Source organism: Rhizobium sp. KNZ2-6A, from assembly GCF_056755475.1.
This window is the reverse complement of the sequence record NZ_JBNDIC010000019.1, coordinates 104,915-117,234: the sequence shown is the minus strand read 5'-3', so window position 1 is coordinate 117,234 and position 12,320 is coordinate 104,915. Positions and strand designations below refer to the sequence as shown.

Below are 12,320 nucleotides of genomic sequence, written 5' to 3'. Positions count from 1 at the left end.
TCCAGGAAACACTAGAGCGAAAGACTTCGTCGCCAGCAGCGCCGCCGCCCTCGTTCAGTGATCGGGCTTATAGACCCTACCCAACGAAGTAGTCAACAGCCGTTTTTGAAAAAAATCAAAAAACAAATAACTAATTGATTCCTATGAGAGATTTATGAATATCCCTGTGGGCGCCGCAAATGCGCTGTAGAACACCCACAGATATCCCTGCGGAAACGCAGCGTCTGATCCCGCAATGGCGAAAGAGGCCATGAACCGGCGCCTCTGCCCCTCGGGCGGGCCGCGCGCGCGCCGGTATTTTGCAGGAAACAGGGTCTCCCGCGCGGCGAAAAACGGCCCCTCGATTTGACACCCCTGTCATAAATATGCACATCTTCGCCCCCAAGCCTACGGCTCGCATAAAGGAAAGCGGATCTCGATTGGCATGATGACGGACAAGATGATGCTCCGATCGCTCGGTAACGAGCCGCCAATCCTGGCCGATGGCAGGCGGGCGCCGGACCGGCGCGAAGTTTCCCTGCGATGGCTTTCCGGCACCTTCCTGACCGGCCTCACGTCGAGCATCCTGATGGGCGTCGCGCTGTTTGCTGCACTCGACGGCCGCCAGCAGCTGGCCATTCCGGCGGAAGCTTATGCAACAACAGACAGCCACGACGCCTCCGACGATCAGGTCATCCGCGGCGCTCGCCTGATTTCCACCGCGATCGCCTCGAAGCCGTCCGACCGCAACATTCTCGAAGTATCGACGGTCGTGCGCGACGGCGACAAGGAGGTGGTGCGCCGCCAACCCTTCGCCCATGTGAAGATCGCGCTCGCCACCAACCGCATCGCCAGCGAAAACTACCCGCCCTTCGATCCGCTGGCGATCTTTTCCGCCGACGAGAACATACCGCCGCCAGCCAATAAGACCGGCGCGATCTACGGATCGGACGTGGAATCCGAGGTCAGCCTGAAGACGGTGCCCTTTCCCGCCAGGGACATTCCCTTCCAGCTCGCCGGCTCCATGTCGCTTGAAGAGGTCGAGGAAAATGTCCGCTCAAACGGCTCTGTTCTGGCTGATGGCAATACCCAGCTTTCAGCGCTCTATTATGTCGACCCGCGCCGTTTCGCCAATGACGATTCCGATGTCGACCTGACAGCGGGTCTTGCCGCGCGCATCGTCGAAGAAAACATGTCCGTCTCGGCGCCGGAAGCCGTGACCCCGCAGACGGAAGAGTTTGCCGACGATATCATACCGGTTCGCGAAAATATGCGGATCGCCACGGCGCTGACCAATGCCGGCTATCCCAAGGCCGATGCGGATGACATCACGGCAAAGATCCAGCCGCTCTTCGGATCCGCCAGTGTTTCCACCGGCGATGTATTGCGCATCGGCATCCTTCAGAAGGGCGAGCAGGCCAAGATCATCCGCGCCAGCCTCTATCGCGGCACGAAACATCTTCTCACCATCGCACAGAACGACCATGGCGATTTCGTCGCCGGCAGCGCGCCACCGATGCTGGACGCCATTGCCACCGCTTTCGACAACGACGCGCCCACGCTCACGGCCGGACGTGATCTGCCGAGCGTCTACGACGGCATCTATCGCGCGGCCCTTTCCTACGGCATGACCAAGGAGATGGTGGCGCAGGTCGTCAAGCTGCTCGCCAGCAATGTCGATTTCCAGGCACAGCTGAAGCCGACGGATTCCTTGGAAGCCTTCTTCTCGGTCACCGACGACAAGGGACAGGCGACGGCGGATTCCGAGCTGCTCTATGTCAATGCCAAGTTCGGCGATACGGTTACACGCTTCTATCGCTTTGAGGATCCGACCGATCACTCGATCGACTACTTCGACGAAAACGGCAAGAGCATCCGGCAATTCCTGCTGCGCAACCCCGTTCCCACGGGGGTCTTCAAATCAGGCTTCGGCATGCGCCGCCACCCGATCCTCGGCTTCGCGCGCATGCACACCGGCGTCGATTGGTCAGCACCCCGCGGCACGCCGATTATCGCGGCCGGCAACGGCATCGTCGAAAAAGCGAGCTGGGATTCCGGCGGCTTCGGCAATCAGACCCTTATTCGCCATGCGAACGGCTACGTCTCCTCCTACAATCACCAAAGCGCCATCGCCAAGGGTATCGTGCCAGGCGCGAAAGTAGTGCAGGGCCAGGTGATCGGCTTTATCGGCTCGACAGGCCTCGCAACCGGCCCCCACCTCCACTACGAGCTGATCGTCAACGGCACGAAGGTCGATCCGCTGCGCATTCGCCTTCCCGGCGGCAAGTCTCTGGACGGCGATGCGCTCGCCAAATTCCAGGAAGAGCGCAAGCGCATCGATACGCTGCTCAGCGACGACAAATCGAAACAGATCGCCAGCAAGTAACCGGGCGACGAACCTCTCCTGTTTGCGGCCTGGCCGATAGCAAAATGGCGGCCCGAAGACCGCCATTTGCATTTGTTCGCCCAGTGCCGCTTAGAGTATTTGCGCAATTCCGGACGGAAAACCGCTTCGCACTTTTCCTGGAATTGCTTCAGGCAGCCTCATTCACGGCCTGGCGCGGACGGAACAACAGCCGGTCCGAACCGCTGGTGACCTTGACGAGCGATCCATCCGGAATCTGACCCGAAAGAATCTGTTCGGCGAGCGGATCCTGGACATATTTCTGGATCACCCGCTTCAGCGGCCGTGCGCCATAGACCGGATCGTAACCCTTGTTAGCCAGCCAATGGCGGGCGTCGTCGTCGAGCTCGAGCATGATCTTGCGCTCCGACAACAGCTTCAACAGCCGCTCCAGCTGGATATCGACGATCGCGCCCATTTCATCGCGCTTCAAGCGGTGGAACAGGATGATCTCGTCTATACGGTTCAGGAATTCGGGCCGGAAATGCGACCGGACCACATCCATCACCTGTTCGCGCACCAGATCGCTGTCATCGCCTTCCTTCAGCTGGGTCAAATATTCGGCGCCCAGGTTGGAGGTCATGATGATCATCGTGTTGCGGAAGTCGACCGTGCGGCCCTGCCCGTCCGTCAGACGTCCGTCATCCAGAACCTGGAGCAGGATGTTGAAGACATCGGGATGCGCCTTCTCGATCTCGTCGAACAGCACGACCTGATAGGGCCTGCGGCGGACGGCTTCGGTCAGCGCACCACCTTCCTCATAGCCGACATAGCCGGGAGGAGCGCCGATCAGCCGGGCGACGGAGTGCTTCTCCATGTATTCAGACATGTCGATGCGCACCATCGCCGTTTCGTCGTCGAAGAGGAAACGGGCTAGCGCCTTCGTCAACTCGGTCTTGCCGACGCCGGTCGGGCCGAGGAAGATGAACGAGCCGATCGGCCGGTTGGGATCCTGCAGGCCGGCACGCGAGCGGCGAACGGCACGCGAAACCGCCTGAACGGCATCCCCCTGCCCGACGACCCACTTTGCCAGCTCGTCTTCCATCCGGAGCAGCTTGTCGCGCTCGCCTTCCAGCATCTTGTCCACGGGGATGCCGGTCCAGCGGGAAACGATCTGCGCGATGTTATCGGCGGTGACGACCTCCTGCACCATGGAATCGCGGGCACTGTCCTGCTCTTCCGCGGTGTGGAGTTCCTTCTCCAAATTGGGGATCACCCCATAGGCAAGCTCGCCGGCGCGCTGGAATTCACCCTTGCGCTGCGCGATCGCCAGTTCGTTGCGGGCATCGTCAAGCTGCTTCTTCAGGTCGGCGGCAAGACCGAGCTTCTGCTTTTCGGCCTGCCAGCGCGCGGTCAGCGCGTCGGCTTCCTCTTCCAGAGAAGCAAGATCCGTTTCCAGCCGCTTCAGCCGATCAGCCGAGGCCTGGTCGGTTTCCTTCTTCAGCGCCTCGCGCTCGATCTTCAGCTGGATGATACGACGATCGAGCTCATCAAGCTCTTCCGGCTTGGAATCCACCTGCATGCGCAGACGCGCCGCCGCCTCGTCCATCAGGTCGATGGCCTTGTCAGGCAGGAAGCGGTCTGTGATGTAGCGGTTCGACAAGGTCGTGGCGGCCACCAGGGCGGCATCGGCGATGCGGACCTTATGATGCTGTTCGTATTTTTCCTTCAAGCCGCGCAGGATCGAGATCGTGTCCTCGACCGTCGGCTCTTCGACCATGACGGGCTGGAAACGGCGGGCAAGAGCCGGATCCTTCTCGACATGCTTGCGATATTCATCGAGCGTGGTTGCGCCGACGCAATGCAGCTCGCCGCGGGCAAGCGCGGGCTTCAACAGGTTGGACGCATCCATGGCGCCATCGGCCTTGCCGGCACCGACCAGCGTGTGCATCTCATCGATGAACAGGATGATCTCGCCGTTTTCCGACTGCACCTCGTTGAGCACGGCCTTCAGCCGCTCTTCGAACTCGCCGCGAAACTTCGCGCCGGCGATCAAGGCACCCATGTCGAGCGCCATCAGCTTCTTGTCCTTCAACGATTCCGGCACGTCGCCATTGACGATGCGCAGCGCCAGGCCTTCGACGATCGCCGTCTTGCCGACGCCGGGCTCGCCGATGAGCACGGGATTGTTCTTCGTGCGCCGGGACAGGACCTGGATGGTGCGGCGGATTTCATCGTCGCGACCGATGACCGGGTCGAGCCTGCCTTCGCGAGCCTCGGCAGTAAGGTCACGAGCATATTTCTTCAGGGAGTCGAAGCCTTGTTCCGCATTGGCGGAATCGGCCGTGCGGCCCTTGCGGATATCGTTGATGACCTGATTGAGCGCAACGGGGGTTACGTTGGCCTTTTTCAGCGTGGCCGACGTCGAAGCCGTGGGCTCGATCGCCAGGGCTTGCAGGAGACGCTCGACGGTCACGAAGCTGTCGCCAGCCTTCTTTGCGGCTTCCTCAGCGGCGGCAAAGACTTTGGCGAGCGGCTGCGAGAGATAAATCTGGCCATCGCCGCCGGAAACTTTCGGCAGCTTGGCAAGGACGGCATCGTTGGCAAGGCGGGCAGCCTTGGCGTCGCCGCCGGCGCGTTCGATCAACGAGGCAGCCATGCCCTGATCGTCGTCCAGTAGCACCTTCAGCACATGTTCGGGAGCGAACTGCTGGTTCCCCTGCGCAAGCGCATAGGTCTGGGCGGATTGCAGGAAACCACGCACCCGCTCGGAGTATTTTTCAATATTCATAGGAGACCTCCATGAATCGCTCTGCCCTGACCGGCACAGACCGATGATTGAGATTGAGCCCCCTCAAGAGGCAGGCCCCGCCTTTCCGCCGTTGAGATTTGCGGCAAGGCAACAGAGGAGAATATGGGAGGATATTTGAAGAGTTTAAAGGGTCGCGGAATGGAAAAACCGGCGGGAGTGGCTCCATCCGTTTCTGCAGTTGAAGAAGCGCCGATTAGCCCCGAAGGGAGTTCCGCCCGTACAAAAAGAAATGGCGGCTTTCGCCGCCATTCCTGCATTCTCGCTTCATGGGTCCGGTTCGCTCCAGCGGAGCGACTTATTCCGAGGTAGCGTCCGCCATAGCCGGAGCTTCGCTCGACCCGGCTTCACCCTGGTCATCGCCCTCGGCTGCGGCACTGCGGCGCGGCTGGCGGCGCGGACGATTGCCGCCCGCATTGCGACGACGCGGCTGACGCTCGGTGGCGCCTACTGCCGGAGTTTCTTCCTCGATCGCCACTTCGGCCGGAATGCCTTCGATTACCGGCTGCGGGCCTGTGCCGTTGATGGCTTCCGGCTCGGGAGCCGGAGCGGCGGCAGCCGCCGGAGCAGCCTCCTGCCGCGGACGAGCCGGAGGCGGAGCCATCTGCGGCTGGTCATCGATCTCGTTTTCGATATCGTCGATGTCACGGTCGCCCGTGTCGCGATCATTGTAATTGTGCTGATCGTCGCGCTGATAGCGCTCCTGCATCTGCGCCTGGGCGCTGGCAATGATCCGATTATAGTGTTCGGCATGCTGCAGGTAGTTTTCCGCCATAACACGATCGCCAGAGCTCTGCGCATCGCGAGCCAAGGCCGAATACTTCTCGGCGATATGCTGTGCGGTTCCGCGGATCTTCACATCGGGACCAGAGCTGTCGTAAGTCCTGGTCAGCGGGTTCGAGCCCTTGCGGTTGAAATTGTTGTTGTTATTTCCACCGCCACCGTTGTTGTTGTTACCACGCCCCCGACCGCGCTTATTCTGCTGTCCTGGCCTCATAGATCCTTCACCTGAATTCTCTTCGTTGGGATAAAATCATACACGACACCTGCCGCCGCGGTTCGGAGCTTCCCGAACCAAGGCCTGCGTGCCGCAAGCAAACTGCGCGCTAGCGCCGGTCTGCCGCTCGACTACGTCAGATTAAACTGATCACGCATTGGGTTATCTTCAACCTTTGACACTCTTACCAAAGAGCGGATCCCCGAGGCTGTCCAAGATAAGCGAATCGTCTCGCCTATTCCCAGCCGCCCAACGCGTGAGCGCAACCTATATTGCTTCCTCAGGAAATCCAAGCTTTTTCTTTGCGATAACAACAGGGGTTCCACAAATCCGCTGTAAAACGTCGCGTTAATGTTGAAATTCAAACACAAGAACCCGGTCGTTCTGGCCGTAGTCACGAGCCGCTTCGACAAGGGAAAATCCTGCTCCTTCAAAAATCGAAGTCACCGTTTCACGCTGATCGTAACCAATCTCTACCCCTATCATACCATCCGGGAGTAGAAACCGCGCCGCATCCTTTGCGATCGCCCTGTATGCATCCAGCCCATCAAGGCCCCCGTCAAGGGCCGCGGGAGGATCGAAATCCTTTACTTCTGGAGCGAGAGTGGAAATGACACTGGACGCAATATAGGGCGGATTTGAGACAATCACATGAAAACATTCGTGGATGGCGTCAAACCAGCTTCCATGCGCGGTTCCAAACCGCGCCGCCAGGCCATTTCGCTCAGCGTTCCCGCGAGCGGTTTCCAGCGCCTCGCTGGAAATATCGGAACCAACACCCGTCGCTTTGGGGCATTCGTGAAGCAGGGCCAGACAGATGGCGCCTGTTCCCGTTCCGATATCGAGTATATGGACATTGCCGACCTTGGATTCAAGACGCCGCAGGTATGGCAGCATCGTATCGACGAGAATTTCGGTATCGGGCCGCGGTTCGAGGGTCGCCGGCGAGAGCCGCAGCGAGAGGCCGTAAAACTCCCGCTCGCCAAGAATCCGATGGACCGGCTCATGATTGAGACGGCGGGCAATCGCCGCCCGCACCGCCGCGGCATCTTTGGCAGACACCGGCTCGGAACCTTTCGTCACCAGTTCGGTGGCGGCAAGATGAAGCAGACCGCCGACAAGAATGCGCGCCTCCGTGGCGGGATCGTCGAGGTCGGCCTCGGCAAAGCGCGCGCGCACCTCCTGCAGGAGTCCGGAGACAGTCGGCCCCTGTTCGCCGCTCATGCCTGTTCGCCAAGCTGGGCGAGCTGGCTCGCCTGGTAATCCGCCAGCAGCGCGTCGACCACCTCGTCGATCTCGCCGACCATCATCCGGTCGAGCTTGTAGAGCGTCAGGTTGATGCGGTGATCGGTGACGCGTCCCTGCGGAAAATTATAGGTGCGGATGCGTTCGGACCGGTCGCCCGAACCGACCTGGCTCTTGCGGTCGGCGGAACGCTCACTGTCGGCGCGCTGGCGCTCCATGTCGAACAGGCGTGACCGCAGCACCTGCATTGCCTTGGCGCGGTTCTGGTGCTGCGACTTTTCCGAGCTGGTGACGACGATACCAGAGGGAAGATGGGTGATGCGCACGGCCGAGTCGGTCGTGTTGACGTGCTGGCCGCCGGCGCCGGACGAGCGCATGGTATCGATGCGAATATCCTCGGGCCGGATTTCGATATCGATTTCTTCGGCTTCCGGCAGCACGGCGACGGTCGCCGCAGAGGTATGAATGCGGCCGCTCGCCTCGGTTTCCGGCACGCGTTGCACGCGATGGACGCCGGACTCGAACTTCAGCCGCGAGAACACGCCTTTGCCGCTGATCGTCGCGATGATTTCCTTGTAGCCGCCCGCTTCGCCGTCGCTGGCGGAGAGAACTTCCACCTTCCAGCCATTGGCGGCCGCGAAGCGCTCATACATGCGGAAGAGATCGCCTGCGAAAAGTGCCGCCTCGGAACCGCCCGTGCCGGCGCGGATTTCCAGGATCGCACTCTTCTCGTCGGCCGCATCCTTCGGCAGAAGCTCGATCTGGATATCCTTTTCCAGCGTCTCGATGCGCTCCTTGACCTCGGGCAGCTCCATCTCGGCGAGGTCGCGCATGTCGCGGTCGACCGATTTGTCGGAGAGCATGGTTTCGAGATCGGCTGCCTCGGCAAGGGCGCGCTCATAGTCACGGATCTTGATCACGACCGGCTGCAATTCGGAATATTCGGAAGCAAGCTTCACATAGACATCCGCGGCCGGGCCGGCGGACATGCGCGCCTCGATCTCGCCGAAACGGCGTTCCAATTCGCGCATTTTTTCAACGGGGAGCTTCGCCACCCTCTACTCCAATTCTTCTTATTATCTCTGCTTTGATATGGTGCTCATGATCCTGCCTGGAAACCGCTTCGTGTTTTTCAGGATCGCGCTAAAGCGGAATATTGTGGCTCTCGGCAAAGCGCACAAGGATATCCCGCATGGAACTTGTCGGCTGCCTGTCATCGAGCGCGGTCTCCATGACATCAGACAGGGCCTTGAGGTCGAGCCCGAGCAGCATCGCCTTGACCGGACCGATCGAGGCGGGCGACATCGAAACCGAGCGCAGGCCGAGGCCGAGCAGGGCCATCGCCGAAATCGTCTTGCCGGCCAGCTCGCCGCACAGCGTCACCGGCGTCTTGTTGCGCTCGCCGGCGCGCACGATATCGCGCAGGATGCGCAGGAAGGGTCGCTCGAGTGGATCGAAGCGGTCCGACACGCGCGCATTGCCGCGGTCCACCGCCATCGCGAACTGGAACAGGTCGTTGGAGCCGATGGAGACGAAATCGACTTCCGCCATCAGCTCGTCCAGCTGCCACAGCAGCGCCGGCACTTCCAGCATGGCGCCGAATTGCAGCTTGCGCGGCAGGCTGTGGCCGAAGCGCGAGAGGTGCTGCACTTCCTTCTGCAGGAGCTCGCGCACCGCCCTGATCTCGGAGACCTCCGTGACCATCGGCACCATCATCTTCAGCTCGCTGTCGGCAGCGGCCTTCAGCATAGCCCGGAGCTGCGTGCGCAACAGGCCGGGGCGGTCGAGCGAGAGGCGGATGGCGCGCCAGCCGAGCGCCGGGTTCTCTTCCTCATGCGCGCGGAAATAAGGGACTACCTTGTCGCCGCCGATATCGAGCGTCCGGAAGGTAACGACGTGGCCGCCCGCCTGCTTCATCACATTGCGATAAAAGGCTTCCTGCTCCTCCGCCTTCGGCATGGTCGAGGCGATCATGAATTGCAGCTCGGTGCGGAACAGGCCGATGCCCTCGGCGCCGGATTCGGCAAGCTGCGGCAGATCGACCAGCAGGCCGGCATTCATCAAAAGCGAAATGCGCTGCCCGTCCTTGGTGACCGGCTCGACGGAGCGCAGGGCACGGAACTGCTCCTGCCGGCGGGCACGGAACCGCACTTTCTCTTCATAGGAGCGCTGATGATCGGTCATCGGCCGCAAATGGACATGGCCGCCGTCGCCATCGATGATGACCGGATCGCCGTTTTCCGCCAGCGCGACGACACCTGCCGCCTGCCCGACGACGGGAATGCCCATGGCCCGCGCGACGATGACGACATGGCTCGTCACCGCGCCCTCTTCCAGCACCAGGCCGCGAATGTTGGCGCGGGGATAATCCAGCAGTTCCGCCGCGCCCATGGCGCGCGCGAAGATGATCGCATCGTTCGGAAAACCCTCGGCGCTGGTGCGGCCCGAATGGCCGATGAGCTGCCGGAGCAACCGGTTCGCCAAATCCTCGAAATCGTGCATGCGCTCGCGAAGATAGGGATCGGTCAGGCGCATCATGCGCGCCTTGGTGTCGCTCTGCACTTTTTCGACCGCCGCTTCAGCGGTCAGGCCGTTGCGGACGGCTTCCTCGAGCTTGCGCACCCAGCCCTGATCGTGCGCGAACATGCGGTAGGTTTCAAGCACCTCGCGATGCTCGCCCTCCATCGAAACATCGCGGCGCGACAGCATGTCGTCGATCGAGATGCGCAGCGAACCGAGAGCTTCGGCCAGGCGGCCGATTTCCTTGTCGGCATCGTCGTTCAGCAGGTTGGTGACGACGATGCGCGGCTCGTGCAGGACGACATAGCCGAGGCCGATGCCTTCATTATAGGTGTCGCCGTCGATGGTGACCGACCGGGTGAGATCGAGCTCCAGGCCGGGCTTGGTGATCTTCTTCAGCTCGCCGGTCGCGATCATTTCGGCCAGCACCATGGCCGTCGTTTCGAGCGCCTCCAGCTCTTCCTCGCGATAGGTGCGGCTCGCCTTGTTCTGAACGACGAGAACGCCGAGCGAGCGACCCGAACGCAGGATCGGCACGCCGAGGAAGGAATGGTAGATCTCTTCGCCGGTTTCCGGCAGGTAGCGGTAGGCGGGATGTGATTGCGCGTCCGAAAGGTTCAGCGGCTGGGCGGAGGCGGCAATTGTACCGACAAGGCCCTGCCCCATCTTCAGTTGCGAAAGGTGGACGGCCTCTTTCTTCAGGCCTTCGGTGGCATAAAGTTCGAGGACACCGTCCGCGCGCAGCACATAGACCGAGCAGACCTCGGCGACCATGTTGCTGGCAATCTGGCGGGCGATCCGGTCAAGGCGCTCCTGCGGCTCCAGCGGCTCCGCCATCAACTCGCGTAGCCGCTTGAGCAGAACGCGTGGACCGCCGGATAGGTCTCTCATTGCGCCACTAGCTCCCGAATCAAGATGTCATGCCTGTCTTGCCCACGCCAGGGCCGGCCGAAACTCGCCTCAGTCACGGTCCGTTGTCAGCAGTCCTGAATCAACTCTTATCCAGACCGTAACAGGAATGCAAAGTCCTGACTGCGAGTTCTGCGTAAGGACCATCAATCAGGATGGAAATCTTGATTTCTGACGTCGTAATGGCCTTGATGTTGATACCTTTTTCGGCAAGTGCCCGGAAAGCGGTCGCGGCAACGCCCGCATGCGAGCGCATGCCGATGCCGATGACCGATACCTTGACCAGACCTGATTCGCTCTGGACGACGTCGTAGCCGATCTTTTCCTTGTTTTCGCCAAGGACGCGAAGCGCCTTGTCGACATCGCCGGAGGGAACGGTGAAGGTCATGTCGGTCTTGGAACCGTCCTCGGAAATATTCTGGACGATCATGTCGACATTGATGTGGTTTTCGGCCAGCGGCCCGAAGATCGCGGCGGAAACGCCCGGCCGGTCGGCAAGACGGCGCAGCGATATCTGAGCCTCATCCTTGGCATAGGCAATGCCGGTGACTACTTCCTGTTCCACGATTTCATCCTCGTCACAAATCAGCGTTCCGGGCGGGTTGAGCAGATCGCCCATGCCCGGAGCATCGGGATCCTCGAAAGAAGAGCGCACGAAAGTGCGGACCTTAAAGACCATGGCCAGCTCGACCGAGCGCACCTGCAGCACCTTGGCGCCGAGAGAGGCCATTTCGAGCATTTCCTCGAAGGCGATCTTCTTCAGGCGGCGCGCCTTCGGCTCGATGCGCGGATCGGTCGTATAGACACCGTCGACATCGGTGTAGATGTCGCAGCGGTCAGCCTTGACGGCGGCGGCGATCGCGACTGCCGAAGTGTCCGAGCCGCCGCGGCCGAGCGTCGCGAGGCGATTGTCCGGACCAAGGCCCTGGAACCCGGCAACGACGGCGACCTGGCCTTCCCCCATCCGGCGGATCATGTCTTCGCCGTCGATCTCGAGAATGCGGGCCGCGCCATGCGCATTGTCGGTGCGGATCGGGATCTGCCAGCCCTGCCACGAACGGGCATTGATGCCCATGGCCTGGAGCGCGATCGCCAGCAGGCCGGACGTGACCTGCTCGCCCGAAGCGACAACCGCGTCATATTCGCGCGCATCATAGATGGAATGATCGGCACCGGTGACCTTCGGCATGTTCTGGACCCAGCCGACCAGCTCGTTGGTCTTGCCAGACATGGCGGAAACGACGACGGCCACTTCATGGCCGGCATCGACCTCGCGTTTCACATGGCGTGCGACGTTCTTGATACGGTCCAGATCCGCGACGGAGGTTCCGCCGAATTTCATCACGATGCGTGCCATGTGCCTCTACCAGTACCCTGCGCCGGGCGGCCGAAATACGGAAAGCCCGACATGCAAAATCGCCCTCCCGGTTCGGTAGCCGGAAAAGCGTGATCTCAATGGGGCCGTCTCTTAACGAGTTTGTCGGGCGGGTGCAATAGCGGGACGCACCCGGCGCGAC

7 protein-coding genes are annotated in these 12,320 nt (G+C 61.2%); 1 reads left to right on the top strand and 6 read right to left on the bottom strand.

The window, feature by feature from the left end:
* Positions 1-424 precede the first annotated feature (424 nt).
* On the top strand, positions 425-2,365 hold the full coding sequence (locus ACPYOP_RS15500) for a M23 family metallopeptidase (protein WP_481411248.1): 1,941 nt from the start codon (positions 425-427) through the stop codon (positions 2,363-2,365).
* 148 nt (positions 2,366-2,513) lie between these two features.
* On the opposite strand, the gene clpB is transcribed toward ACPYOP_RS15500, so the two are convergent.
* The 6 genes from clpB to ACPYOP_RS15470 all read right to left on the bottom strand — a co-directional run bounded on the left by clpB (position 2,514) and on the right by ACPYOP_RS15470 (position 12,160).
* Positions 2,514-5,114: an ATP-dependent chaperone ClpB gene (gene clpB / locus ACPYOP_RS15495; RefSeq protein ID WP_481411247.1), complete on the bottom strand. Its 2,601-nt coding sequence runs from the start codon at positions 5,112-5,114 to the stop codon at positions 2,514-2,516.
* 316 nt (positions 5,115-5,430) lie between these two features.
* Entirely contained in the window at positions 5,431-6,129 is a 699-nt protein-coding gene (locus ACPYOP_RS15490; RefSeq protein WP_481411246.1) for a DUF4167 domain-containing protein, read from the bottom strand.
* A gap of 348 nt (positions 6,130-6,477) precedes the next feature.
* The gene (gene prmC, locus ACPYOP_RS15485) at positions 6,478-7,353 is read right to left on the bottom strand and encodes a peptide chain release factor N(5)-glutamine methyltransferase (protein ID WP_481411245.1); all 876 of its coding nucleotides are present in this window, start codon (positions 7,351-7,353) and stop codon (positions 6,478-6,480) included.
* Positions 7,350-8,429, bottom strand: coding sequence for a peptide chain release factor 1 (gene prfA, locus ACPYOP_RS15480; protein ID WP_481411244.1), 1,080 nt, complete (start codon positions 8,427-8,429; stop codon positions 7,350-7,352). Before prfA ends, prmC begins: the two co-directional genes overlap by 4 nt.
* A gap of 88 nt (positions 8,430-8,517) precedes the next feature.
* Entirely contained in the window at positions 8,518-10,785 is a 2,268-nt protein-coding gene (ptsP, locus tag ACPYOP_RS15475; RefSeq protein ID WP_481411243.1) for a phosphoenolpyruvate--protein phosphotransferase, read from the bottom strand.
* A 100-nt stretch (positions 10,786-10,885) separates the two neighbouring features.
* A complete protein-coding gene (locus ACPYOP_RS15470; RefSeq protein WP_481411242.1) occupies positions 10,886-12,160 on the bottom strand; it encodes an aspartate kinase in 1,275 nt (424 codons plus the stop codon).
* Between the last annotated feature and the right edge of the window lie 160 nt (positions 12,161-12,320).

Bases quoted from the DNA above. Each gene is read 5' to 3' on its own strand.
- ACPYOP_RS15500 (WP_481411248.1), top strand. From the start codon at position 425: ATGATGACGGACAAGATGATGCTCCGATCGCTCGGTAACGAGCCGCCA.
- clpB (WP_481411247.1), bottom strand. From the start codon at position 5,114: ATGAATATTGAAAAATACTCCGAGCGGGTGCGTGGTTTCCTGCAATCC.
- ACPYOP_RS15490 (WP_481411246.1), bottom strand. From the start codon at position 6,129: ATGAGGCCAGGACAGCAGAATAAGCGCGGTCGGGGGCGTGGTAACAAC.
- prmC (WP_481411245.1), bottom strand. From the start codon at position 7,353: ATGAGCGGCGAACAGGGGCCGACTGTCTCCGGACTCCTGCAGGAGGTG.
- ptsP (WP_481411243.1), bottom strand. From the start codon at position 10,785: ATGAGAGACCTATCCGGCGGTCCACGCGTTCTGCTCAAGCGGCTACGC.
- ACPYOP_RS15470 (WP_481411242.1), bottom strand. From the start codon at position 12,160: ATGGCACGCATCGTGATGAAATTCGGCGGAACCTCCGTCGCGGATCTG.